Origin of the sequence: Anaerococcus sp. NML200574, assembly GCF_026131665.1 — a bacterium.
GTDB classification, from domain to species: Bacteria; Bacillota; Clostridia; order Tissierellales; family Peptoniphilaceae; genus Anaerococcus; species Anaerococcus kampingae.
Genome location: NZ_JAMXSM010000005.1, coordinates 44,123 through 69,990 on the forward strand (window position 1 = coordinate 44,123; position 25,868 = coordinate 69,990).

At 40.4% G+C, this 25,868-nt stretch carries 26 protein-coding genes; 1 reads left to right on the plus strand and 25 read right to left on the minus strand.

Annotated elements, in window-relative coordinates; translation table 11 throughout:
• The 11 genes from tsaD to NH286_RS04005 all read right to left on the minus strand — a co-directional run bounded on the left by tsaD (nt 1) and on the right by NH286_RS04005 (nt 9,330).
• On the minus strand, nt 1–1,011 hold the full coding sequence (gene tsaD, locus NH286_RS03955; RefSeq protein WP_106461375.1) for a tRNA (adenosine(37)-N6)-threonylcarbamoyltransferase complex transferase subunit TsaD: 1,011 nt from the start codon (nt 1,009–1,011) through the stop codon (nt 1–3).
• Nucleotides 1,004–1,444, minus strand: a complete 441-nt coding sequence (gene rimI, locus NH286_RS03960; RefSeq protein WP_106461374.1) for a ribosomal protein S18-alanine N-acetyltransferase — start codon at nt 1,442–1,444, stop codon at nt 1,004–1,006. Before rimI ends, tsaD begins: the two co-directional genes overlap by 8 nt.
• Nucleotides 1,419–2,102, minus strand: a complete 684-nt coding sequence (tsaB, locus tag NH286_RS03965) for a tRNA (adenosine(37)-N6)-threonylcarbamoyltransferase complex dimerization subunit type 1 TsaB (protein WP_106461373.1) — start codon at nt 2,100–2,102, stop codon at nt 1,419–1,421. Before tsaB ends, rimI begins: the two co-directional genes overlap by 26 nt.
• Nucleotides 2,083–2,529: a tRNA (adenosine(37)-N6)-threonylcarbamoyltransferase complex ATPase subunit type 1 TsaE gene (tsaE, locus tag NH286_RS03970; RefSeq protein WP_106461372.1), complete on the minus strand. Its 447-nt coding sequence runs from the start codon at nt 2,527–2,529 to the stop codon at nt 2,083–2,085. Before tsaE ends, tsaB begins: the two co-directional genes overlap by 20 nt.
• Before the next feature lie 113 nt (nt 2,530–2,642).
• Complete coding sequence (locus tag NH286_RS03975) at nt 2,643–5,081, minus strand: ATP-dependent Clp protease ATP-binding subunit (protein ID WP_106461371.1); 2,439 nt, start codon at nt 5,079–5,081, stop codon at nt 2,643–2,645.
• Complete coding sequence (locus tag NH286_RS03980; RefSeq protein ID WP_106461370.1) at nt 5,068–6,048, minus strand: ATP--guanido phosphotransferase; 981 nt, start codon at nt 6,046–6,048, stop codon at nt 5,068–5,070. Before NH286_RS03980 ends, NH286_RS03975 begins: the two co-directional genes overlap by 14 nt.
• Nucleotides 6,045–6,629: a UvrB/UvrC motif-containing protein gene (locus NH286_RS03985; protein WP_106461369.1), complete on the minus strand. Its 585-nt coding sequence runs from the start codon at nt 6,627–6,629 to the stop codon at nt 6,045–6,047. The genes NH286_RS03980 and NH286_RS03985 overlap by 4 nt, the downstream gene beginning before the upstream one ends.
• A gap of 2 nt (nt 6,630–6,631) precedes the next feature.
• Complete coding sequence (locus NH286_RS03990; RefSeq protein WP_106461368.1) at nt 6,632–7,093, minus strand: CtsR family transcriptional regulator; 462 nt, start codon at nt 7,091–7,093, stop codon at nt 6,632–6,634.
• Nucleotides 7,094–7,263: 170 nt separating this feature from the next.
• Nucleotides 7,264–7,461: a hypothetical protein gene (locus NH286_RS03995; RefSeq protein WP_106461367.1), complete on the minus strand. Its 198-nt coding sequence runs from the start codon at nt 7,459–7,461 to the stop codon at nt 7,264–7,266.
• Between the two features lie 834 nt (nt 7,462–8,295).
• On the minus strand, nt 8,296–8,997 hold the full coding sequence (locus tag NH286_RS04000; protein ID WP_265237064.1) for a zinc metallopeptidase: 702 nt from the start codon (nt 8,995–8,997) through the stop codon (nt 8,296–8,298).
• 36 nt (nt 8,998–9,033) lie between these two features.
• Nucleotides 9,034–9,330 (minus strand): type II toxin-antitoxin system RelB/DinJ family antitoxin, encoded by a 297-nt coding sequence (locus NH286_RS04005; protein ID WP_265237066.1) that lies wholly within the window; start codon nt 9,328–9,330, stop codon nt 9,034–9,036.
• Between the two features lie 129 nt (nt 9,331–9,459).
• Here NH286_RS04005 and NH286_RS04010 point away from each other — a divergent pair, with 129 nt between their 5' ends.
• A complete protein-coding gene (locus tag NH286_RS04010; RefSeq protein ID WP_265213463.1) occupies nt 9,460–10,335 on the plus strand; it encodes an acetamidase/formamidase family protein in 876 nt (291 codons plus the stop codon).
• A 46-nt stretch (nt 10,336–10,381) separates the two neighbouring features.
• Here the strand turns inward: NH286_RS04010 and NH286_RS04015 are convergent, their stop codons facing one another.
• From NH286_RS04015 to NH286_RS04080, 14 genes are all read right to left on the minus strand, one after another.
• The gene (locus NH286_RS04015) at nt 10,382–11,026 is read right to left on the minus strand and encodes a hypothetical protein (protein WP_265237068.1); all 645 of its coding nucleotides are present in this window, start codon (nt 11,024–11,026) and stop codon (nt 10,382–10,384) included.
• 52 nt (nt 11,027–11,078) lie between these two features.
• The gene (locus NH286_RS04020) at nt 11,079–12,473 is read right to left on the minus strand and encodes a glycoside hydrolase family 32 protein (RefSeq protein ID WP_265237070.1); all 1,395 of its coding nucleotides are present in this window, start codon (nt 12,471–12,473) and stop codon (nt 11,079–11,081) included.
• The gene (locus tag NH286_RS04025) at nt 12,466–14,421 is read right to left on the minus strand and encodes a sucrose-specific PTS transporter subunit IIBC (RefSeq protein WP_265237072.1); all 1,956 of its coding nucleotides are present in this window, start codon (nt 14,419–14,421) and stop codon (nt 12,466–12,468) included. Before NH286_RS04025 ends, NH286_RS04020 begins: the two co-directional genes overlap by 8 nt.
• A gap of 382 nt (nt 14,422–14,803) precedes the next feature.
• Entirely contained in the window at nt 14,804–15,898 is a 1,095-nt protein-coding gene (locus tag NH286_RS04030; protein WP_106461361.1) for a hypothetical protein, read from the minus strand.
• On the minus strand, nt 15,898–17,004 hold the full coding sequence (locus NH286_RS04035) for a hypothetical protein (RefSeq protein ID WP_265237074.1): 1,107 nt from the start codon (nt 17,002–17,004) through the stop codon (nt 15,898–15,900). Before NH286_RS04035 ends, NH286_RS04030 begins: the two co-directional genes overlap by 1 nt.
• A 37-nt stretch (nt 17,005–17,041) precedes the next feature.
• The gene (locus NH286_RS04040) at nt 17,042–18,202 is read right to left on the minus strand and encodes a hypothetical protein (RefSeq protein WP_106461360.1); all 1,161 of its coding nucleotides are present in this window, start codon (nt 18,200–18,202) and stop codon (nt 17,042–17,044) included.
• Nucleotides 18,203–18,389: 187 nt separating this feature from the next.
• Nucleotides 18,390–19,382, minus strand: coding sequence for an ornithine carbamoyltransferase (gene argF / locus NH286_RS04045; protein ID WP_106461359.1), 993 nt, complete (start codon nt 19,380–19,382; stop codon nt 18,390–18,392).
• A gap of 113 nt (nt 19,383–19,495) precedes the next feature.
• Nucleotides 19,496–20,122 (minus strand): ABC transporter ATP-binding protein, encoded by a 627-nt coding sequence (locus NH286_RS04050; protein WP_106461358.1) that lies wholly within the window; start codon nt 20,120–20,122, stop codon nt 19,496–19,498.
• Nucleotides 20,115–20,906, minus strand: a complete 792-nt coding sequence (locus NH286_RS04055) for an ATP-binding cassette domain-containing protein (RefSeq protein ID WP_265237078.1) — start codon at nt 20,904–20,906, stop codon at nt 20,115–20,117. Before NH286_RS04055 ends, NH286_RS04050 begins: the two co-directional genes overlap by 8 nt.
• A gap of 4 nt (nt 20,907–20,910) precedes the next feature.
• Nucleotides 20,911–21,756, minus strand: a complete 846-nt coding sequence (locus tag NH286_RS04060) for an ABC transporter permease (RefSeq protein WP_265237080.1) — start codon at nt 21,754–21,756, stop codon at nt 20,911–20,913.
• Complete coding sequence (locus NH286_RS04065; RefSeq protein ID WP_265237082.1) at nt 21,749–22,723, minus strand: ABC transporter permease; 975 nt, start codon at nt 22,721–22,723, stop codon at nt 21,749–21,751. Before NH286_RS04065 ends, NH286_RS04060 begins: the two co-directional genes overlap by 8 nt.
• Nucleotide 22,724: 1 nt before the next feature.
• Nucleotides 22,725–24,371, minus strand: coding sequence for an ABC transporter substrate-binding protein (locus NH286_RS04070; RefSeq protein WP_265237084.1), 1,647 nt, complete (start codon nt 24,369–24,371; stop codon nt 22,725–22,727).
• Nucleotides 24,372–24,526: 155 nt separating this feature from the next.
• Nucleotides 24,527–24,931: a DUF3842 family protein gene (locus tag NH286_RS04075; protein ID WP_265237086.1), complete on the minus strand. Its 405-nt coding sequence runs from the start codon at nt 24,929–24,931 to the stop codon at nt 24,527–24,529.
• Between the two features lie 281 nt (nt 24,932–25,212).
• The gene (locus NH286_RS04080) at nt 25,213–25,866 is read right to left on the minus strand and encodes a potassium channel family protein (RefSeq protein ID WP_265237088.1); all 654 of its coding nucleotides are present in this window, start codon (nt 25,864–25,866) and stop codon (nt 25,213–25,215) included.
• Nucleotides 25,867–25,868 lie beyond the last annotated feature (2 nt).

Genomic DNA, 25,868 nt, shown 5'->3' on the forward strand with positions numbered 1-25,868 from the left:
TCATAAGTCTAGGTTGGGATATACTTTCATAAAGTTGTCATCCCTTATGCCTGCCTGGTAGTCCAGGTAGCCTGCCATTGCGATCATGGCTGCATTGTCTGTACATAATATCGGATCTGGATAATAAAATCCGATCTCTCTCTTGCCTAGCTCTTCTTCAAATCTCTGTCTTAGTCTAGAATTGGCTGCAACTCCCCCTGATATGGCGAAGTTTTTATAGCCTGTTTCTTCTAGAAGCCTTAGAGATTTGGCGACTAGGACATCTACTACTGCTTCTTGGAAGCTTGCCGCAAGGTCTGCCTTGTTGACTTCTCTTCCCTTTTGCTCTTCTTGGTTGGCATAGTTTAGAACTGCTGTCTTTAGGCCTGAGAAGGAGAAGTCGTAGGAGTCTTTTTCCAGCATGACTCTTGGAAAATCAATTGCTGCTCCATTGCCTTCTTTGGCTAGCTTATCAATTTTTGGGCCGCCTGGATAGCCTAATCCAATCTTTCTTGCTATCTTATCGTAAGATTCGCCGGCTGCATCATCTCTGGTGGTACCGACTACTTCTATATCTGTGTAATCTTTGACCTTGCAAAGATAGGTGTGACCGCCTGATACGACTAGGCAGATGAAAGGTGGCTTAAGGTCTGGGTTTGATAGATAGTTAGCACAGATGTGGCCTTTCATGTGGTTGGCTCCTACAAGTGGGGCACCAGTGGCTAAGGCTAGGGCCTTGGCTGCTGATATTCCAACAAGGAGAGAGCCTATTAGACCTGGACCCTTGGTTACAGTAATCAAGTCTATATCATCGTAGGAAAGTTCTGCATCTCTTAGAGCCTTTTCTATAAGGGGATTTATGGCTTCTAGGTGCTTTCTAGAGGCAATCTCCGGCACAACCCCACCAAAGAGCGCATGGATATCTATCTGGCTTGAGATGAGGTTGGTTAATAATTCTCTTTCGTTTTTTAGGATGGCTACAGAGGAATCATCGCAAGATGTCTCTATGGCCAAGGTATAAAAATCACTCATGTATCTTCCTTATCATGTTGTAGGCATCTTCGCCTGTCTTTTGGTAGTAATTTTTTCTAATCTTTTGGCTTACAAAGCCGAATTTCTTGTAAAGCTTGATGGCGGCTGTATTTTTGGTAGACACTTCTAGCCAAATCTCATTTACATCGCTCGCTTCGCTTCTTTTTATAATATCGTCTAAAAGGATTGTTCCAATCCCCTCTGCCCTGAAATCCTTATCAACCGCAATGGTGAAGATTTCAACCACATCAAGGATATGGCTAACTATATAAAAACCTACCACTTCCCCGTCCTTTTCATAGACTATGTGTTTTAGAAATGAGTTGTCTTCAAATTCTTTGAGGAGCTGTTTCTTGGTCCATGGTTCAAAAAAGGAGTCATTTTCTATTTGATAAACCCTATCTGTATCATTTACAGTCATTTCTCTTATCATTTTTCAAAAATTCCCTTTCCGCCTGGCTCTTTCTAAGGTAATTTGGACCTATCTCAAAAAGAGGCCTTGGCTTATAATCTCCTGTCTGGGCCAGTCTTATCAGGCCGCCACCAATGCAGGTATTAAGGTTGATTGGAGCCTTAACTGCCCTTTCAAATTTATCAAAGTATTTATCATTAAGAAGGCCAATGAGTTCTACCTCAAGGCCCTTGTCATTGACAAGCCTTGCAAAATCATCGATTTCGTAAAGGTCTTCCTTGATGATTTCATTGAGATTTTCATCAAAAAGACCTGCATAAACCCTGGTAGACCTGGCATCTATCATCGGTGCCCTAAATTTATTTGAAGTAGAGCCAGCTGCCATGGCTCTTAGGGTTGAAATTGTAAGTAGGTCCTTATTTTCCACCTGGGCTAGGGTCTTGGCAATGGTCATGCCTATCCTAAGGCCTGTGAAAGAGCCTGGACCATGGGCGATGATAAAGGTGTCTATATCTGAAACCTTCATACCAAGAAGATTAAGAAGGGTCTCAATCATTGGGACCAAGCTTTCTGAGTGGGTCTTTAGTTGGTTGACATTAAAGTCCCCCAAGATTTCCTTATCATCGGCTATGGTCACAGTTGAAATCATTGTGGATGTATCAATTGCTAAGTAATTCATTAATCTTCCTCGCCCTTTCTGTCGAATCAGCTATCTTTATCTCTCGTCTATTTTCATCAAGCTTTTTAATCTCTATATCAATCATATCATCTGGCAGGTATCCGCTTACATTTTCTGCCCATTCTAGGAAGGTGATAGCGCCTTCTGGATAAAAATAAGTTTCAAAATCTATATCTAAAATCTCATCAGGATCCTCAAACCTGTAAAGGTCTAGGTGGTAGACTGTTCTATCGCCCTCATAAATATTTACTAAGGCAAAGGTTGGTGATGAGGTGTCGTAGATTCCGTAATTATTGCAAATGGCTGTAACTAGGGTAGTCTTGCCAGCTCCCATATCAGCCTTCAAATTTATAACATCCCCATCCTCAAGGATTGGGGCAAGCTTATCTGCAAATTTCTTTAATTCTTCTAAGTTATTAATAATCATAAAAGCCTCTCATTCTAATTATTATACCACAAGTAGGGCCCATAACTAAAGGATTTGGCCCTTATATTGGCAAAATAAAAGCAGTCCCGAAATTTTAGGGCTGCTTTTAAAATTTATTTGACTTTTAAGGCCTCTTTTTTGATTTTTTCTGCGACCTTGGTATTGCTTATATTTATAAAGACTAGACTGTCATTTCTGACTGATATTCTGATTGTCATGTCCTTATCTAGCTTATTATCTAGGATATCTTCTGCTAGTCTATCGTCAATCATCTTTGTGATGTGGCGCTCTAGTGGTCTTGCTCCGTATTCGCTGTTAAAGCCCTCCTTGGCTAGAAGGTCGACTAATTTCTCGTCATAGACGATTTCTATGCCGATTTCCCTGAGTCTTTCCCTGTTTTTTTCTAGCATGAGGCCTGTGATTTCCTTGATGTCCTTCTTGCCTAGGGCATTGAACATGATTACTTCATCTAATCTATTTAAAAACTCTGGAGCGAAGGAATCTTTTATTGCCTGGCCTATTACTTCCTTGGCCTTTTCATTGTCAGCTGCCTCTTCATCTTCTGCTAGGCTAAAGCCTATGGATGTGGACTTGTTAAGGCTTGCTACACCGACATTTGAGGTCATGATTATAATTGTATTTTTGAAATCTACTGTCCTGCCTTGACCGTCTGTGAGCCTTCCGTCATCTAGGATTTGGAGGAGGAGATTGAAGACATCTGGGTGGGCCTTTTCGATTTCATCAAAGAGGATTACTGAGTATGGGTGGGTCCTGACTGCTTCTGTAAGCTGGCCGCCTTCCTCATAGCCTACATAGCCTGGAGGAGAGCCGACTAGTCTTGAGACTGCGAATTTCTCCATGTATTCACTCATGTCCATCCTGATTAGGTTTTCTTCAGAACCGAAGAGCTCCTTGGCTAGGCTTTTGGCTAGGTAGGTTTTACCGACTCCGGTTGGGCCTACAAAGATGAAAGATCCTATTGGTTTGTTTGGATTTTTAAGGCCGACTCTTGCCCTTTTTATGGCGTGGGCTACAGATTCTATGGCATCATTTTGGCCGATGACTCTTCCTTCTAGGTTTGTATCAAGCTTTGCATATTTGGCCTTTTCATCTTCTGTTAGCCTTTCTACTGGGACTTTGGACCAGCTAGCGACTATATTTGCTATATCTTCATAGCCTATGGCTAGGGCCTCTGAGACTTCTTCTTCCTCTTTATTTTCTAGGTCGAATTTCTTTTGGTTGATTATATCACGAAGCTTGGCTGCCTTTTCAAAATCTTGGTCAGCTACTGCTTGGTCCTTTTGATTTTTGAGTTCTTCTAGGGTATCTTCTGGGTCTTCCTCTTGAGGATTTTCCTTAAAGGCTGCAATCCTCACCTTTGAGCTTGCCTCATCTATGAGGTCGATGGCCTTATCTGGGAGGAACCTGTCAGTGATATACCTATCTGATAGGTCCACTGCCGCATCTACTGCCTCATCTGTGATTTTGACATCGTGGTGGTCTTCGTACTTATCCTTTAGCCCAAGGATTATCTTTTTAGCATCTTCCACGCTTGGCTCATCGACTTGGATTGGCTGCATACGACGGGTAAGGGCTGAGTCTTTTTCGACGTGTTTTCTGTATTCTTCAATGGTTGTAGCCCCTATTATCTGGATATCGCCCTTGGCAAGGATTGGCTTTAGGATATTGGCTGCATCCATTGATCCTTCTGCGGCTCCTGCCCCTAGGACCATGTGAAACTCATCTATAAAGAGGATGAGATTGTCAGATTGGGCAGCTTCTTCGAAGAGCTTTTTAAGCCTATCTTCAAAGTCTCCCCTGTATTTGGTGCCTGCGATCATGCTTGCCATATCAAGTGATAGGATGGTCTTATCCTTCATGATGGCTGGAAGCTTGCCTTCGACAATCTGGGCTGCAAGGCCTTCTGCGATTGCTGTTTTTCCTACACCTGGCTCGCCGATTAGGATTGGGTTATTTTTGGTCCTTCTCATTAGGATTTGGACAATTCTTTTTATTTCATCATCCCTGCCTATAACCGGGTCAATCCTTCCATTTTCTGCCATCTCATTGAGATTTGTGGTAAATTTAGTTATATTTTCGCTAAAGGCTGAATTTGATTTTTCACCTTGCTTGGCCTGTTTGCTTAAGTCCCTTAGGTTTTTCTTGATTTCTTCCTTATCCACTCCAGATAGGAGGAACATGATATTGGTGAAGGAATCCTCATCATTTATGATGGCTAGGAGGACATCTTCCTCGCTTGTGGTCAAATCCCTTCTTTGCTTGGCATAAAACCTCGCAGTTTCCAAGGTTTTTCTTACCTTTTTGCTATATTCTGTGGCTGGCCTTATGGCTGTGCCCTTGCCTATATTATTTATGACTATTGAGCGAAGGAGCTCGTAATTAGCGCCAGCCGCCTCTAGGGCCTTGCTAGCCTCTGAACCTGTCTTCATTAGGGCAAGCAAGAGGTGTTCAGTGCCTATATAATCATGGTTTAGGCCATAAGACTCACGTCTTGCTTGCTGGGTAAGTCTATTAAGTCTATTGTTTTCCATAATGCTCTCCCATATATTTCTTTAAAAATGCTGACCTTTCCTGGTCGAAATTATCCTTGTACTTGTGACTATTTATATTTGCTAGCAAATAGTCGATTTGGTCATTGTCAAGAGATGTATCATACTCTAAAATCCTGTATTTCTTAAGGTCATAGAGGTTTTGAGCTAGATTTTCCCTTGATTCTACTAAATTATTTGCTAGTTGGTTTTCAATTATTTTTATTTCTTCTCTTACTTTTCTATCGTCTATATTGTTTAAAATCTTGTAATCTCTTCTAAATCTTCTCTCATTTTTGACAATGCTAGCCAAGTCATTTTCCACACTTGCTAGATATGAATAGACATCTTCCCTATAATTGCCATAGTTTTTAAGCAGATAGACCTTATCTGCGTATGATTTTAGGCCCTTAGGGATGTAATGTCTTGGGAACATGCCAGCATAGACCATGGCTTGCTTAAAACCAAAGTAGGTCTTTGAATTGTCAATAAGGCCAAAAAGGAAGGCCTTTATGGCTATTTCTAGACCATTTCCAGAATTTCTCGCCCCACTGGTAAGGTAGCCATATTCGCCAGAAAAGGCGAAATCCAAATGTTCATCAAGGACCTTTTCAATCTCATTTGCCCTCATATAGGCTGAGTTAAGATCCAAGTCAAAGCCTGAAATATTTATAGAAAGATGGTCCCTGTCATTAATAACCAGGGTCGTATCTCCCTCAAAAACCACTCCGATTTGGGCAAGCTTGTCTGTGGCATCCTCGCTTAAGATCATCTGGTCAATTAAACTATCGATTGTTTCATCGTCAAGGTCGCTTAGGAGAAGGAGCTTGTCATAAAAGATATTTTTAAAGATATCAAGAATAACCAGGCTCTCGTCATAGGTCATAGTTGTTGGAAAATCATAACCTTTGAGATTTCTCCTTAGAGAAAGATTGGAAGAAATTATTATATCTTTGCTAAATTCTTTCAATTTTTCACCTTCATATTTAGTTGTTCAATTTCTTCTTTTATATTGGCTGCAAGCTCGTAATCCTCTGTTTCAACCGATTCGGCAAGCTTTTGGGAAAGGTCTTTAATCCTTTCAGCGACCTGTCTAAATTCTCTTTCTGCCTTAGGAAAGCGGCCCTTGTATTCTGATAAATTATTGTAGGTCTTAAGGACCTTTTCAGTTAAATTTTTATTCAGATTATAGCAATGAGGGCAACCAAAGATTCCCTCCCTGATATTTGACTCAAGATTGCCACAATAAGGGCAGGCCTTGTCATCAAGGTTCATAATATATTCTAAATCTTTGTTATTTTGATTAAATTTATATTCATAATAAGAATTAATCACTTCATCAAGACTAGGAACGAAATTTTTGATAAGGCCTTCAAGAGCCTTGGGATCAAAATTAAGATTTTCAGCAGGAATCTGGCTCACATCCTCATCCTTAGGAAGCTTGGCGTATTTTTTAACGCAATCCTGGCAGAGGTGGATGTCATGACTATTGCCATTAAAAATCACCTTAAGGCTTACAGTCGCATCTTTTCCGCATTTATCACATTTCATAATTAACTCCTCGCAAGTATACTTAGAAGAAGGCTTCTTACAATACTTGATCTAACTTTATTTCTACCCCTTGGCTCTATATCGACCAAAGATTTATCGCTAGTGGCATATTTTGCCATCAAAAGTTCATTTTCAGTCAAATACTCCCTCTCAAAAAGATCATCAAACAAGCTATAAGCATTGGATTGACTCATTTCCTTCTTAAGATTCTTTGACAAATAACTTATATAATCATCCTCTTCGACAATGGTTATAATCTTAATAAAACCATTACCACCACGCTTACTTTCGATAAGATAGCCATTATAAGGGGTAAATCTAGTAGATAAGACATAATTTATCTGACTAGGCGAGCAATCAAACCTACTAGCCAAGTCATTTCGCCCAATCTCAAGAGCCCCATCGACGCTATCTTCAAGCATGAGTTTCAAAAATCTTTCAATCTGATTAGTAAGACCAGCCATAAAATCACCTTCAATCTTTCTAATATTATAAATAAAATCTTAATCATGGCAAAATTAAGATCCTAGTAAAGGCCAAAAGATACTGACTATCCCTGACCATCATCTGTTAAATAAAAGAAGCACTTGCTTCTTAGGTAAATTATACTAGATAAGTAGGAATTTACAATTTTTTATCCAAGATAAAAATATTTTAGGGGTGTTTCCCCTAAAACCCCCTTTTTATTATCCAAGATAATATTATTATTTACTTTAATTCTTCGTATTGTCATCTCATGATGAATTGTTGTCATCAAGCTGATGACTTCGACTAAAGGAGGGGCGAAGGGGGCGGCCGATGCCCCCTCATGCCCCTCCTTAAACCTCCCCATTTCACCCCCTCTCGGCTCCTAAAGCGGAGTGCAGAATAGGAAGATTTTTTTCAAAAATCTTCTTTAGTATGACGGATTACTTCGTATTTAACTATCCTTATTCTTACAGATTTAAAATCATAAGTCCCCTAAAAATCACAATCTAGTCCAACTAAGCTTTTTATACTTACTTACTGTCTTAGTAACTACAATATTTTTATTTAAGTATGGTTGTCAGTGTGATTTTCTTAACGGTGACTTCTGCTTTTAAATCTACCCATAGATTAGTATCTTATACCAACTCATCGCGATGTTTGCAAAGGCAAACGAGCCTTAGGTCTACCTTGACGTCCAGATTCTCTCAGAATACAGAATAATTCTCCCAAGGTCGGGAGATTTTGTAAATGGAGATGCCGTTAAGAAAATTTCCTGACGCACGAGTACAAATAAAGAGTCTGTAACTACTGAGATGTAGAGTGTATACAAAATAAATATTTGGGCTAGATTGAGATTTTTAGACATCGGAATGTCAAAATCAGCTTGAATTGGTCTAGCTTTTACGAAGAGATCTGTCTACAAAGAGTGGCTTGCCGAAGGCAAACTTCTGTTTATGCTCCCCGCTTTAGGGGCCGCCTGGGGGTGTAACGGGGAGGGGGTGCAAGGGGGAGCCCGATGAGGGACCATGCGGAAGGTCCCTTGGGGCTCCCCCTTGAGACGAAGATTCAATAGTAAATAAAAATATTAATTACATGATAAGATAACGAAGAAATAAAGTCTATAATACCATTATCTTGGATAATAAAGAAAATATTATTATCTAGGATAAAAAAAGGGATTATTAAGGGAGCCACTCCCTTAATCCCTTCTTCTATTATTACCAAACAATAATATCAATCTTAAAAACTGCAAGGCAGTTGTTATAGTAGCTGCCACATAGGTAAGCGCAGCTGCCCCTAGCATTTCTTTTGCTCCTGGTATTTCGCTTGCTTCTAGGATGTTTGCCCTTTCTAATACTGCTAGGGCCCTTTTGCTGGCGTTAAATTCTACCGGTAGGGTTATCAGTTGAAATATGAGGGTTAATGAAAATAATACTAGGCCTATGCTTACTAGTTTTGGCATGGATAGGATTAAGCCTCCTATTAAAACTGGCATGGATAGTCTTGATCCTAGGTTTACTGCTGGGACTATGAAGGATTTTATTTGTAAAGGCAAATAGCCTTCCTTATATTGGATAACGTGGCCTATTTCGTGTAGGCTTACGGCAAGGCTTGCTATTGATGAATCGGTAAAGGACCCATCTGATAAGGCTACTTCCTTTGTGACTGGGTTGAAGTAATCAGAAAGTGATCCCCTCACCCTTTTGATTGTGATATCATTGTAATTATTATAATCTAGGACCATCTGTGCAGCCCTTGCTCCAGTTATGCCCCTTTTTGATTTAATTTTCTCGTATTTTCTATATTTGCTTTGTATGTTTGCCTGGGCAAGCATTGATATGACAAAACCTATGAGGACTAAGATCATAGTCTTGTCAAAATAAAATCCATATGGATACATAATTATCTCCCTTTCTATTTTTTATAATTAATTAACTTATTTAGTCTGTTCGAAGATTTCTTCAAAAGCTGTGTCTAAATCTGTAAGCTCTCCCTTTTCAGCTAATCTTACGCCATCAAGAAGAAATTCACCTAACTGATCCCTACTAAGGTCAGCTAGGTCTACCGGCTTTTTGACCTTGGCTGCAAAGGGCATGCCCCCATCTACTATTACCTGCCTGTAGAACATGTCGACTGCTGTGGATGCAGAAATTCCCATCTTTTTAAAGATGGCCTCAGCCTTTTCTTTTATTTCTGGTTCAAGTCTTACAACTAGGTTTGATGTCTTGGCCATGATTTCCTCCTTTTTTCTTATTATATGACAAAAGGGATTTTTGTAAAACATTTGTATATATATTTTCTTCTTTGTTTTTGTTCTTTAATGTGGTATAATATTTACAATATTATTTTCAAAGGAGAAAGCATGATTAAAATAGATACTAACATGGTAATTTATGCCATGGATAAGGATAATAAGGAAGCTGCTAGGGCTAAAAGTGGAGACAGGGTTCGTTTTGAAACTCTTGATTGTTTCTCATGCGAGGTAACTAGCGAAGACCAAGAGCTTAGTGGGGTTGATTTTGACAAGGTAAATCCTGCCACAGGTCCACTTTTTGTTGAAGGAGCCATGCCAGGTGATGTCTTAAAGGTGACTATTGAAAAAATCGAAGTGGTGGACCAAGGTCTTTCCATGGTTGAAAAGGGTCTTGGTAGACTTGGTGATAAGATTGACATGCCTAAGGCTAGGATGGTCGATGTGAAGGGAGATAGGGCTTATTTTAGGGGACTAGAGTTTCCTCTAAATAAGATGGTTGGTGTAATTGGAACAGCTCCAGCAGGAGAAGCCATACCAACAGGTGCACCACACGATCACGGTGGAAATATGGACTGTACCCAGGTTAAGGAAGGGGCTATTTTATACCTTCCAGTAAATGTAGAAGGAGCTCTCCTTGCCCTAGGCGACCTCCACGCTGCTATGGGTGATGGAGAAGTAGGCGGTTGTGCCCTTGAAATCAATGGGGCAGTTGAGCTTAAGGTGGAAGTTGTGAAGGATTTTGCCTACAAGACTCCAATGATAGATGTAGACAATAAATATATCACCATAGGCTCAAGAAAGTCTATTGATGAGGCAAGTGACCTTGCCCTAGCTAATATGGCTGACCTAATCATGAAAAAAACTGACCTAGATTTCTATGACACAAATATGCTCATGACCATGGCAGTGGACCTAATCTCTTGCCAGGTGGTAAACCCAAATATGACCATGAGAGCAGAAATATCTAAAGATATCTTTAAATAAAATAATCTCCAAGCTGAAATTATTGAAAATCTAGCTTGGAGATTTTTTATTTGGATTTTATATAAGTTTCATAGCTAGGCTTTGAGTTAACTATAAAAAAGTCTTTCATCATGCTTGCCAAGGGGTCTGTCGTGTCTGCCTCAAAGTAGATTTTATCATTTGTTTTGTAAGCTTCTAGAAGGGTGGCCCCTATTAAATTTTTTGGATTTTTAAGGTCAAAGCCTGATATATAGGCTATTTCGTCAGCTTCTAGGAAGGCTGCAAAGATAATTTGACCTTTTTCTTCATAATATAGGGCATTTTCTGGGATTGTACATGCAAATTCTTCTAGGCCCAGGCTTAGGGGGTTTATGCTTTGGTGGGTTTTTTTGTAATAATCATAAAGAAGCTTTAGACAAGTATGGTAGGATTTTTGGCCCTTTGTGGTCTTTTTAAGCTTTAGATCCTTATCGATGAGGGGGTTTTTTAGGTCGGCTTTTCCTACTTCTAATTCGTAGGTTACTCGCCTTAGTCTAAAGCCGCACTTTTTTATAAAAGCTATGACATCTTCCTGATCCGAATAAATGCCTATTTGTAAAGCCTTGCCGGATTTTTTTATTAGCTTATCAAAGTCTTCTGGCTTTATTTGACTCATGTCTTTTATTTTTATGTAGAGGTTCTTTGAGTGAAATTTATTTGTGTAGGTTTCCATAGCTTTCCTTTAAAAAATTAAAGCTCCCAGCTGAGAGCTTTTTGCTTTATTTTTATGAAAATGTAAATGAGCCTAGTGGGTAGATTTCAAAATCTAGGTCTTCTGATTTAAAGTATCCTTCTTTGGCATAGACCCTATTTGTCATGACGTAGGCGCCATCGTTTATGAAGATTTCTAGAGATGACCTGTCTGAAAATATTCTTAAGCTTGTGATTTTGTCTATTTTTATGAGCCTTTCATCTCTTCCTGAGCCAGATTCGCCCATTTTTAGGGCTAGGATACCGTCTTTGTAGGCTAGAGTCACATCTTTTCTTAAATTTATTTTAAAATCGCCCTTTATATTGTAAGCGAATCCTTCAAAGGTCAATTCTTCATATACTTTGCCTTTTTCTAGGTCTATTTTTGAGCCTCTTAGGGCCTCTAATTCCTTGATTGGTTCTTGGACTAGTCTTTGGTTTTTAATTTTTAGCTCTCTTGGTATAGTCAGGGCATGTTGCCATTTGTATTTGACTGATGGGTTGGTGTAGTCTGCATCTGGGATTCCCATCCAGCCTACAAGAATCCTTCTGCCAGCTTCATCCTCAAAGGTCTGTGGGGCGTAGAAGTCAAAACCGTAGTCAAGCTCTTCAAAATCTCCCAGCTTGTAGGTCTTATTTTCTAAATCTAGGTCTATGAAAAAATATCCTGACTGGTAAATGTTTTGAAATTTATATTTTTCACTTGCAAGACCCTGTGGGCAGCAAATTAGGATTTGATTTTCACATAGGTCAAAAAAGTCTGGGCACTCCCACATAAAGCCAAAATCATAATCTGTCTCTATCCTCATGTGGTAGGTAAAATCTTTTAAATTTTCTGATTTGAAAACTAGTACCATGCCCTTATCAGCCTTGGACCTGGCTCCCAAAAACATATAGTAGGTCCCATCTTTCTTGTAGATTTTAGGGTCTCTTACGTGCTTGGTCATGTCTGCTGGATAATCATCATTATCCATTATGAGGATTTTTTCACCATAGCTGTAGGCATCAGAATCTATCTTTAAGGTGTTGTGTTCTCTACCTTCGTTGATGCCATCAAAGTCGCCCGGGTATTTTACATTGCCTGTATAAAAGAATGAAAGCTTATTATCTTCTATGAAGGCTGAACCTGAGTAGGCACCATTCTTGTCATACTTACTATCTGGAAAGATAAAAAAATCTTCTCTCTTATAATTTATAAGGTCAGGACTTGAAACATGGCCCCAGCCTATATCTCCCCTATTTTCATCAAGGGGTGAGGCTTGGTAATAAAAATGATAGGTCCCATCTTTCTGGCAGAGACCGTTTGGGTCATTTAGCCAACCTGTCTCTGGATAGATGTGATAAGCTAGAAGAAGCGGATCTTTTTCCACTTCTTCCTTCATTTTTTGTAATTTCCCGTAATTTTCTTGGTAGATTTTCCTATCAAGCATTTTTTATCTCCATTATCTTGGCAGCCTTATCTCTTAGGCCCTGTTTAAATTTGATATCCATATCATCTGAATCCATTATAATTACCATGGTTTGGTCAGATAGGCCCTTGGATTTGATAAGGTCTGGGTCAAATTCGATTAGTAGGTCGCCTGTTTTTACCTTATCGCCATCTTTTACATGTTTAGTGAAACCCTGACCATCTAGGGAAACTGTGTCTACGCCAATGTGGATTAGGACATTGATGCCATCAGCGGAAGTTAGGGTTACGGCGTGGCCTGTTGGGAAAATTGATGCAACTTCACCGTCAAATGGGGCATATACTCTTCCCTCGCTTGGATTGATGCAAACCCCATCGCCCATCATCTTTGATGCGAAGGTTTGGTCAACTGATTGGCTGACATTAAAGACCTCTCCCTTTACAGGGTTAAAGATTTCGATTATTTCCTTTTTAGCTGGTGCGGCTTTAACTTCTTCTTTTTCTACTAGTTTTTCTTCTGTTTTTTCATCCTTTTTAGGCTCAGCTTTTGGGGCTGGCTTTTCCTTTGCTGCAAACATATTTGACTTGCCAAAGAAAATTGTAAGACCAAAGGCAACAACCATTGCAATTACAAGGCCGATTATAAAGTCTAGCCAATTTTCTGGTCTAATTGAGATGATACCAGGGATACCTGCAGCTCCTAGGGCAATGGCAAGTACATGTCTTAGGGCAATATAGGCAGATCCTGCTGCAGAACCAATGATTGCAGCAATAAATGGATATCTTAGCCTTAAGGTAATACCAAACATAGCAGGCTCTGTGATTCCAAGCATGGCTGATACACCTGATGCGGCAGCGGTTGATTTCATTTTTTCATTCTTTGTTGTAAGAAGAACAGCTATAACAGCAGCTCCTTGGGCAACGTTATTCATTGATGCTGTTGGGAAGATAAAGGATCCGCCTGACACAGCCTGATTTGCAATAAGTTGGGTCTCAATTGGTATAAAGGAGTGGTGCATACCTGTAAGGGTAATTGGTGCATAAAGAAGACCAAAGATTGCCCCGCCCACAAAACCAAGTTTGGTGTAAATAAAGGTGATGGCATTTGTAAGCATATCACCAGCGTTTCTCATGATTGGACCTACTAGGATAAAGGTAATAAAACCTGTAATTAGGGTCGCTAGAAGTGGGGTTGTTAGGTTATCTAGCCAGATTGGGGTCTTATCGTGGAGGAAGTTTTCAATCTTTGCTAGTATCCAAGATACGGCAAGAACTGGTAAAACTGTTCCTTGATAGCCAACTGCTGGTATAGCAAGGCCTAAAATATTCCAAACAGGCACATCAGCAGGGGCTGTTGTACCTAGGGCATAGGCATTTAAAAGCTCTGGGTGGACCATAATCATACCCATGGCAGCTCCTAAAAATGGATTGCCTCCAAATTTCTTAGTTGCAGAAAAGCCTATAAGAACTGGTAGGAAGGCAAAGGCTGCTGATGAGAAGACGTTGATCATATTAGCAAGGTCTGCTATTTGTGGATATAGGCTAATAATCGAATCTGTCCTGCCATTAAAAAATGGACTGGTTAAGATATTATTGATACCCATCAAAAGACCGGCAGCAACGATAGCTGGAATGATTGGAACAAATATATCTGATAAAACCTTGACCCCTCTTTGGAGGATATTGCCCTTAGGCTCATCGCTATCCTGGGCCGATCCGCTTTCTCCAACGATTTTTCCAACCTCTCCTGTAACTAGGTTGACCTTGCCAGGTCCTAAGATGACTTGGTATTGGCCATTTGCAATGTTTGTGCCTTGAACACCTTCTAGGTCATCGATAAAATCTCTGTCAATCTTATCAAAGTCCCTTAAGACTAGCCTAAGTCTTGTGGCGCAGTGCTGGTAGGATATTATATTATCCTTGCCGCCAACCTTGTCGACGATAATTTTCGCCAATTCTTGATTGTTCATAATAATTCCTTTCGTAAAAGTTGAACAATATTTATAAATCTTAATAATGATAAAAATTTATAAATATTATCTCTTGTAATAATTATAGCATTAATTACCATGATAATGCAAAAGTTTTCAAGGAAGTTTAAGGCAAAAGAAAGGCCGGATTATACCGGCTTAGATTATTGATAAAGTGACAAAATCCAAAAGGAAGCGTTCCGTTCGGAAGAAATTTCAAGAAATTCAAATTGAAATAATCCGCCCGTAAATCGCACTGTTTGAGCGTAAGCGAGTTTGCGATTTACAGGATTATGAAATTTAGAATTTCTAAATTTCTGTAGTCGGATAAGCGTTTTTGGATTTTGTCTATTGTCTGAATTAGATTATCCTAGCTAATTTTCTATAAATTAAGGGCCCTGTCCACGTTTCTGATGAAATCTTGGACGTTTGTTACCATGGATACTGCTGTGACTGTACCCCTGTCTGAGAGTTTGTTTACAGCAAATTCTTGGATATCGATGGTATACATATAAACAGGTCTGACCTTTTCATCAAAGATATTATAAGATGGGGTCATGTTGCCTGTGGCGATTGTATAAAGAATCGCAGACATCATTATGATTGTAGATGTCTTTCTGGCGTGCTTTCTCATCTCATTTTGGGCCTGGTAGACATTGTTAATTGTCTCAGGTAGACCAAGCCTATCCCTGATGGTGCCTGCAATTACAACAGGTATATCCATCTCCACACTTGCCTTCATAAAGCCATCCTTGACAAGTCCGCTTTCTACAAGGGCCTTGGTTGACCCATATTTTCTGGCAAGGTTGATTGTCTCAAAGAGGTTTCTGGTTGTATTTTGTTCTTTTTCAAAATGTTCTTGGCCCCAAGATGTGCCATAGATTCCCTTTTCTAGGTCAAAGGCTGCTGTTTCTGTGCCGCAAAAGATGGCATTTACATAGCCATTTCTTATTAGTCTTTCTAGGGCAAGTCTTGAATCGCGGTCTAAGGCTAGGGCAGCGCCGACAATTAGGGTCACATAGCCCCCATTTTCCTTTTCGTGTTTTAGGACTTCATAAAGATTGTCATAATCCATGGAGAAGGCTGTTTCACGAGACCTACCAGCCCTAAAGGCGAAGGTATCAACGTGCTCATCTGGCTCTAAAAAGCCCTCTGTCCACACATAAATTCCCTCAGAAGCGTCTTCAGTGCGGCCGATAACCACCTTATCGCCTTTTTTAAGATTTCTAAATTCGACTATATCCACGCTCTCCCCGCCCTCTGTGTCATTTGCTACACAGACTGTATCCATTCTTGATTGGCCGGCTAGAACCCACTTGCCATTTATCTTGAAATATTCTGGATAAACTGATAGGGCGTGGTAGTTTCTAGGACTTAGGCCATCAACTGTAACTTCCTCTAGGGTCACATTTGGAGCATTTTTTAGAAAATCCTGATCAAAATCTGGATGATGGTATTTTGGCATTTCTAGGCTCATTACTTTTCTCCTTCCTGGCTATTTTTATCATCTACTAGGGCCTTTTGGAGGTTGACTACAAAGTCTTGGACATTGGTCACCATTGGCACTACTGCGAGGTTTTCCCTGGCTGCTTCTACCTTGTGAACGACATTTTCAGTAACATCGACAGAGTATAGGTAGACTGGAGAAACCGTACCGTCGGCTCTTTTCCTATAGGATGAGGCCATATTTGCCACTGAAAGTGAGTGGAGCATGGTTGCTATACAAATTATAACTGTGGCCTTATCTAGCTCTTTTTTAGTCTCTGTAAGGGCCTTATCTGTATCACCGATGACCTCTGGAAGTGGGCCGTCATCTCTAATTGAACCTGAAAGGACAAATGGTACATCCATGGCTGATAGGGTTTTGATGATGCCGTCTTTGACATGGCCTTCTTTGATAAATTCTTTGATAGAGCCTGCTATCCTTACTTCATTTAAGAGGTCTAGGTGGTTGTAGTGGCCCATTGGTTGGTTTTCTTGGGTGTAGATATTTTGGCCAAGGGCTGTATTTAAATAACCACCCTCAAGGTCGTGGGTTGCCATGGCATTGCCGCCTAAGAGGCAATCTATGAAGCCCTCTTTAGCCAAGGCATTTAAGGCATTTCTTGTATCATAGTCAAAGACTACTGCAGGGCCAAGGACCCAAACTATATAGCCATCTTCAGAATCTCTTTCATGCTTTAAAAGTTCAAATAAATAGTCATAGTCTCTTGAAGAAGAAGTCTCAACAGATCTGCCTGGCTTGGAGTAGGCATCGGCTCCAAAGGCATTTTTATCGACAAAAATCCCTTCATCTAGATTTCCATCCCTGCCTAAAACTATTTTATCGCCCTTTTTTATTTCCCTGATTTCCTTAATTAAAATTTTTCCATCAACAAGACTTGCCACACAGTTGAGGCTGTTGTGGTCTGGTAGGATAAACTTGCCATCTACCTTATAAAATGTAGGCTTGTGGTGGGTAAGGTAAAAGCCATCTGGGGCTATGCCATCAGCTTCTGCTGGGCATGTTTTAATATTTTCTGCCTTGGTAAATTCTTCCTTAGAAAAATCTGGCAAGGCAAGTTCTGCTAGTTTAAATTCCATGTCTACTCCTTTTTATTTTTAAAATTTAACGTCAATCTTACAAGAAGGCAAGCAAAGTCCAAAGCAAATGGGCAAAAAATCCTGCACATAGACCGCCTATGGTGTGACAAATTATGGCATTGCCTGTCATTTCCTTGGTATCTAGAGCATCCATCATGGCTATGTGGGTTGATAGATAGCCTGACCAGCACATGCATATAGATGTGAAAACTGCTATGTCATTGCCTGAAATTATTCCCCTGCCTGCCATATCTGCTACAAGACCTATGGCAGCACCGGCTGAGCCTAGGGCTGTGATTGGAACGGCTATGGCTTCTGGGCTTTTAAAGCCAAAAATTGGATTTATTATAAAGGATAATTTCTCACCGATTACTGGCAAGAGGGCTATGCCTTGGTTGGCCTCGCCTGTATAGCCATTTGCTCCTGCCCCATTTGTTAGCATAATTACTAGGGTACAGATTAGGCAAACTCCAGGAATTATAGCCACTCCCATGTCTACTCCGACCCTGCCCCCATCAAGGAGGGCTGTGATAAATCTAGAGCCGACAGAGCCCTCTCTTACCTGCCTAAAGCCAGCAGGGATGGCTTTGACCGACTTGGTTTCTACCATCTCTTCTGTCCCGTAATATTTTTTGGTCTTTCTAATCATAAGCCTTACCGATACAACTGATCCGCAAACTGCCCCCAGTAGGCCTACCATGGCCGCCTTTAGGGAGGCCTCAACAGGCAGTGCCATCATAGATGTGACTGTGATAAGGCCCATGCCAAAGGCTGTGCCTAGGTTGGTTAGGGCTGGCATCTGGTATTTTTTAAAATACATCCTAAAATTATCATCCCTAGCCAAGGTGAGGATGGCTGGGTTATCAGACATAAAGCAGGATAAAACTCCTAGAGAGCTTGCTCCTGGTAGGTCATAAATAGGACCCATGAGCTTAGAAAGGATTTTATTTACCAGGGCAATTACCCCAAATTCTGAAAAAATTGCTGATAGGCCCCCTGCAAGTACTGCCACCGCCATCAGGTAGAAGCATACATTCATCAAGAGGTCAAAGGAGGTGAGCATCATGGTCTTGACCATGTTTGTCCCACCCATTATATTTGCCATATAGATAAAAAGTCCCAGAAAGAGGCCCAAAAATATAAAGACCTCGGCGCTTATATCTTTTTTTATATTTTTATTTACATCAAGCTTGTCCATCTTATTTCCTTATGTAGAGGTTTAATTAACGATTATTATCGTCTATTCTCTTTTAAATTTATTAGACTACTTCTACCATACCAATCATATGGCCAAAAACTAGGAAAATTAGCTAAAGACTCTTCCTAAGTTTCTTAAAACAAAACCCAGCTCTAGGATCATCCTAGGGCCAGGTGATTTTTGCTAGCTAGCAAAGTGTTGCATACATTACTGCTTTTATGGTGTGCATCCTGTTTTCTGCTTCGTCAAAGACTAGGGATTGTTTTGATTCAAAGACTTCATCTGTAACTTCGATTGAGTCAAGACCATATTTTTCAAAGATTTCCTTGCCGACCTTGGTTTCCTTGTCGTGGAAGGCTGGTAGGCAGTGGAGGAAGATGGCTTCTTTGTTTGCCATGGCCATGATCTCTTTAGTGACTTGGTAAGGTTTAAGGATTTTGATTCTCTTTTCCCATTCTTCAGCTGGCTCACCCATTGATACCCAGACATCTGTGTATATTACATCAGCATTTGTAGCTGCTTCTTTGACATCTTCTGTAAGGGTAACTGTTGAGAAGTTTTCTTTCGCAATTTTCTTGCATTCTTCAACTAGCCATTCTTCTGGGAAGAGCTCTTTTGGAGCGCAGGCTACAAAATTTATACCTAGTTTTGCACAAACTACCATTAGGGAATTTGCCATATTATTTCTAGCATCGCCGAAATATACGAACTTAAGGCCCTTAGAATAACCAAAATGCTCTTCGATTGTTAGGACATCGGCTAGCATTTGGGTTGGGTGCCACTGGTCAGTAAGACCGTTCCATACTGGGACTCCTGAGTATTTTGCAAGCTCTTCGACGTGTTCTTGCTTAAAGCCCCTAAATTCTATACCGTCATAGATTCTGCCTAGGACTCTGGCTGTATCGGCAACAGATTCCTTGTGGCCCATTTGTGAACCTGTTGGATCAAGGTAGGTTACTCCCATGCCTAGGTCATAAGCCCCTACTTCGAAAGAACATCTGGTCCTTGTAGATGTTTTTTCAAAGATGATTGCTATATTTTTGCCCTCAAGATATCTGTGAGGAACTCCAGCTCTTTTCATGTCTTTGAAGTTTTTTGCTAGGTCTAAAAGGTATCTGATATCTGCTGATGAGAAATCAAGAAGTTTTAGAAATGATTTGCCTCTGAAATTTTTTGCCATAATTTACTCCTTTTGTGTCCATAAAGTTTTATTAACTATATTTTAACATATTTTTTAAAACTTTGCAGTATTTTTTTAATTGCCTTTTAAATCATAAAAAAAGCCACAACATCTTATTTTCTGTCGTAGCTTTCCTTATTTATATCTCTAAGGTCGATTATCCTGTCGGCAATTAGGTCTAGAAGGGCCTTATTATGGGAAATGAAGAGGATTCCAACCTTTTTATTTTTAGCAAAGTCTAGCAAAATCCTGCAAATTTCAGCCTGGTTTATAGTATCTAGCATACTTGTGACTTCATCTGCTATTAGGTACTTACAAGAATCTCCCATGACTCTTGACAGGCAAATCCTTTGGAGTTCGCCGCCTGATAGCTCTACGGGAAACTTGTCTAGAAACTGTTCCCTGATGCCAAAGGCCTCTTTTATTTCGCCAGTCACTTGCCAGCCTTCATTTAAAATCTTTCCCACCTTCCAAGTGACATTTACATTTTTCTCTGGATTTTGGTGGACCATCTGGACTGGCAGAAAGCCCTTAAGGTCTCTGATGTCCTTGCCATCCACAAGAACAGTCCCCCTTGGGGCTTTTATGTAGCCTGCCATAAGTTTACCAAGAGTCGACTTGCCATAACCTGATGGGGCCACAAGGCCCAAGACCTCACCCCTCTCTAGCGTGAGGCTACAGTTTTTTATAATATCCCTCTTCCCATCATAGGAAAAGGACAAATTCTTTACTTCAATCATTTTCTATCCTATCTAAGTCCATGCCATTTTCAGGCAGGGCCCTTATGAGCCTTTTAGAATAGGGATTGGCTAGACCTGCCCCCTTATTAGCAAAGGCGGACCTATCCCCAACTTCTATAATCTCTCCATCATAAAAAATCCCAATCCTATCGGCACATGACAAAGCCATATTTATGTCGTGGCTTATAAGAAGGATGGTCTTGCCAGCTTCCTTCATCTTTTTAAAATAGCTGACAATCTCATCAGTAGCCTCCTTATCCATGCCAGGGGTCGGCTCATCTGCAATTATAAAATCTGCCCCGCTTAAGATCGCATCACTTACAAGAACCCTCCTAGCCATGCCACCAGAAAGCTCTCTTGGATACATATCATCAACATCACTCCCCAGGCCAAAGGACTGGTAGACCTGTCTTTGTTTATGATAATCATCCCTTGCTAGGGTCATCCTTGCCTGGTCCTTGGTTTTTAAAAGTGGGTTAAGGGATGTGATTGACTGGGGAATGAAAAATATTTCCCTGCCCCTGACTTTTTCCAAAAGATCTTGGTCTAAGATTTGCCCCTTATAAAAGATTTCTCCCTCGCTTAAGCCATTGTAGGGCAAAAGTCCGAGGATGGCGGAAGCTAAGAGGCTTTTCCCAGAGCCTGATGCCCCAAAAATTGCCATAATCTCTCCTTCCCTTACATCTAGGCTCAGATTTTTTATTATATCAAGCCTTCTTCGCCTAAGGCCCCTGGTGTATTGGTCAAAGGCTACATTTAAATTTTTAACTTCTAATATATTCATAAAATCACCTGTGATATGAGTAAGGATCTAGCAAATGTTTGACATCTTCACCCAGCCTATTTATGGCAAAAACCAAAAAGCAAAGCAAAAGCCCTGGGAAAAAGGCCAGATGCCATGACCCACCTATAAGGTATTTCATCGATTCTGATAAGATTATACCTATGGATGGACTGGATAGGGAAAGGCCAAAGCCCAGAAAGGAAATGGCTGACTCATGAAGGATGGCGTGGGGAAATAGCAAAATAAGTCCTACAAGCATCTGCGGGAAAATCTTTGGCAGGATGTGGTTTTTAAAAATATAAAGCCTCGACTTACCCATTGCCCTTGATATCTTTATATAATTTTCATCCTTAAGAGCAAGGATTTCTCCCCTCAAAAGCCTGGTAAGGCCTGTCCAGTGAGTAAGACCAATTCCTAAAATCACGCCCCTAAGGCCCCTGCCTGCGGCGATTGCCACAAGGATTAGGACCATCATGTGGGGAATGGACAGGCTTAGGTCAATTATAAAGTTAATGACCTTATCCAGATACTTATTGCCAAAGCTTAAGAAAAGAGCAAAGACACTTGCCACAAGAAGAGCTGAAAGAGAACCCAAAAAGCCAATCTGTATGGAAGTAGCAAGGCCCTTGATTGTCCTTAAATACATGTCCCTGCCAGTTTGGTCTGTCCCAAAAATGTGGGAAAGGCTCGGCCCTTGTAATTTATTTGCAAAATCAATTGATAGGTCTCCTTCATTAATCATTGCCCCTCTGATAAAGATAAAGGCCACAAATAATATGGCAAGGCCAATCTCTATCAAGGTCTTTTTTCTAAGGCTCATTGGAGATTTTCCGATTAATTTCCTATTCATAGGCCCCTCCTAGTCTTACGTCTAGCCTTGGCAAAATTAAATCCCAAAGCCTATTACCCAGATAGACAAATATCGAAGAAAAAAGGACCAGACCCAAAAGAAGTGGTGCATCAGACCTAAGGCCAGCTTCTACAGTCAAAGACCCGATGCCTGGATAGTTGAAGACATTTTCAACAAGTATGGTCCCAGAAAAAAGCTCCGAAAAATAAGTAAAGAGCAGGCTAAGGCCCGGCAAGATCAAATTCTTAAGGGCATACTTGTTAATAATTTCTCTCTTTCTCATCCCACGAGCCCTGGCGTAGGTGATATAATCCTCATTTAAGATATCTTCAGTCTTGGCCCTGGTGTGGAGGATTATGTTTGAAGTCCCAACCAAACTTAAGCAAAGACAAGGCAAAACCATATGGTAGAGCCTATCTGCAAATGATATATCTTCTGTCAAAACTCCCACAGGAGAGCCCATAGAAGCTGGGAAAAGCTTAAGCTTGAGGGAAAAAATCATAATAAGGACCAGGCCCAGCCAAAAGCTAGGGGTAGATGCAAAAATAATGGCATAGGCCTTGATAAATTTATCCCTAAGGCTACCTATATTTGCCCCTGCCACAAGACCTAGGAAAATACCCAAGACCCCTTGCAAAATCCAAGCTAGGGCCATCAGCACAAAAGAATTGGCAAAGCCCTCTTTTATTATGGCAATAACCTCTCTATTATAAATATTTGAAATCCCCAAATCTCCCCTAACAAGATTGGCAAGCCAGCTTAGGTATCTTTCAAAAAGGGGCTTATCAAGGCCCCACTTGGCAATTAGGGCTGCCTTTTGACTTTGATCAAGCCCACTTCCCTTAGCCCTGGCAAAGGAGGCTATGGGGTCAATTGGCGATAGGTCCAAAAGCAAAAAACTTATAAAGGATACTGCCAGAATGAAAAGAATAAAGGTGACAAGCTCCCTTAAAATTTTCTTCCCCATCTTATTCCCATTTCCAATTGGCTATAGAATCTATAAGGGTGTAGCGAGATGAATGTGGCTCAATCTTTGTCTTTCCAAGCTCTAGCCCATCTCTTACAAGATATAAGTGGTTTTCATTTACCAGCCATACCCAAGGACAATCACCCTTCCAAGAAAATCCATTCTCTCCATCCCATTGGGCCTTTTTGAAATTGTCATAAAAGTCTTCCAAGTTATCTGCTGAAAGGCCATCTTCAAAATATTTATCAACCCTTTCATTAGCATAGAAATTAGTATTGTAATAGTCATAGCCCCTAAATTTAGAAGCGTAGGAGTAATACATATCTAGTGGGTCGTAGCCGCCCCAACCAAAGAGGACTGCCTGGCTATACATCTTATCTGCAAAAAAGTCCCAGTCTCCATAGATTGGATTTACATCGATGCCAATTTCCTTAGCCTTTTCAGCGAAATATACCGCGAGATTTTCCCTATCTTGGTAGGCATAGTAGAGGTCAAATTTGGCTTTCACTCCGTCCTTTTCCCTGATGCCGTCAGCGCCCTCTTTCCAACCTGCCTCGTCTAGGATTTGCTTGGCAGCTTCTGTATCTCCATCTTTTATATCAGCAGTCTCCTCATTATACCAAGGAAGACCATCTGCTATGGATGTAGCCTTGGTAGCTTCGCCATTTAGGACATGATCTATTATCTCTTGCCTATCCATGGCTATATTTAAAGCCTTTCTTATAGCTATATCGCTTGTAACGTCATTTCCAATTGGTGCACCTGGGGCTAGGGTCTTATCGTCTGTGACATCTCCTGTATCTTTTACAACTGGAAGGGAGATTCCCCTATTATCTACGGTTTTGACTGAAAGCTGGTGGAAGCCTTCTGCTTCCATATCCTTGGCTGTGTAAGGGATTCTAATAATATCGCAAAGGCCCTCCTTGGCTGTAGCAAGGGCTGCGTCATCATCCTTAAAGAAAATGAAGGTCACTTTCTTAAATGGGACCGCATCACCATAATAATATTCATTTGGCGCTACTATCATCTCTTGGCCCTTTTTCCATTCGACAAGCTTAAAAGGACCAGAGCCTACAGGATTTTCCCCATAGCCTTCCTTGTATTTGTCCTTGCCTACAATTCCAAGAGATGCCATGGTGGTTGTAAAGGAAATGTCTGGCTTTTCTAGGATAAGATTTACCGTCTTATCGTCGACTTTTTCAGCCTTTATGAAACGGGTGAGGTTGATGCCAGCTGTATTTTCTTCCTTGGCCTTGTTATAGGAAAATACTACATCATCAGCTGTTAGATCTGTGCCGTCAGAAAATTTAAGACCGTCTTTGAGGGTGACTGTGTATGTAAGCTTATCATCTGAGATTTTATAATCTTCTGCCAAATCATTTACTATATTTAAATCCAAGTCTCTCTTAAGTAGGGATGAGTGGAAAAGTAAGCTTGATGAATGGCTTGCCTCATGGATTGGGTCAAAGCCCTTTTCCGGCTCAGAGCCGATGCCAAGTATTAGTTCATCCTTTGGATGGCTTGTTTCTACTTGTGTCTTTGTTTCTGTCTTTGTCTCAGTCTTACTTTCATCTTTAGAAGCCCCACAAGCTGTGAGTGCAAGGCTTAGGGCCAAAAGACCAACGACTTTTCCTAGTATTTTCTTCATAAATTCTCCTTTTACAATAAAAATAGGCATAGGTAGCCCGTCTGAGTTTCCTATACCTTCTTAGTATAATTGCTTAAATATTTGCCCCTCTTTAGCGAGGGAGTTTGGATATTCTTATCCCGGCCACTTCTGCGACCTAAAATGCTTCCTGCATTTTATAAATTCTTTTCAACTTCTATCATGGCAAGGTCGACAAGTTTTTTAATCGAATAGTCAGTAATTCCGACTATGATATTGTCATCATGCCTAAAGGGAATTAAGATTTTGATAGCAGGCGATAAGGATACAGCCTGGCTTATCTTTTCTGTGATTTCTCCATATAGGGAATTGGTGAGCATAATCCCGATCGGTCCTAGGATTATATCAGCCTTAGCTGCATTTACCACTACTGGGTTTTCTCCAGTAGCTCCCCTATTTGCCCCAGCCTTTAGCATGGCGCTTGTGGCTAGAGAATTTGTCCCAACACAAGTTATATCAAGGTCTTTGTGGCGGGCCCTTAATTTTGTTATAAGCTCTTTGCCAAGACCTCCGCCCTGGGCATCTATTACAAGTATTTTCATAAATTCCCCCTAATAGAAGATTACGATATTATTATAACATAAGAAAATGTTTTTTAAAAGATTTATTCAATATGAAAAGGGCCCCATAAGGGACCCTTCACATAGAAAAGAATAAGTTAGTCCTTGTTTTCATAAGGGAAAACATAAAGGAATTAATAATGAAAAACCTAGCTAATTTGATAGCTGCTATTATTATAACACAAATTTTATCTTATGCAAACTATTTCATGAATTTTTTTTCATATTTAATCCATGCTCTTTGCATAAAAGCTTTCGTTTTCCTAATTATCACATTCTTCGATTTTTTCTATGTCTTTATTTTCTCCAATTATTACAAGGAGGTCGTATTCTTCTATAACCTCATCAGGGCGAGGAGATACGATCATATCGCCATTTCTCTCAAAGGCCACCACATTTAGGTCAAACTTATTTCTAAAGTCCAAATCCTTTAGACTCTTGCCAACCCAAGTCTCGTGAGCCTTGACCTCGGCCATAGAAAATTTATTTGAAAATTGGATAAATTCCATAAGATTTGATCCAGAAATAAGCCTTGCAAGCCTTTCCCCACTATCTCTTTCCGGGAAAATTATCCTGTCTGCCCCAATTTTCTTAAGAATTCTAGCCTGAACAAGGGATGTAGCCTTAGAAATTACAGTTTCAATACCGGCATCCTTGCAAAGAAGGGTCGCCTCTATACTTGATTCAAGATTTGATCCTGTAGCAATTATAGCTATATCAAAGTTTTTGATTCCCAATTCATTTAGGGCATCAGGGTCTGTGATGTCTGCTTGGGCGGTATAGGCCACATCGTCTGCTAGCTTTTGGATCTTGTTATAGTCCATATCTACAGCCATGACCTCTATATTTTTTTCTGATAGCTTGCGGGCTAGGGCAGAGCCAAACCTGCCTAGACCTAGTACGATAACATTTTTCATAT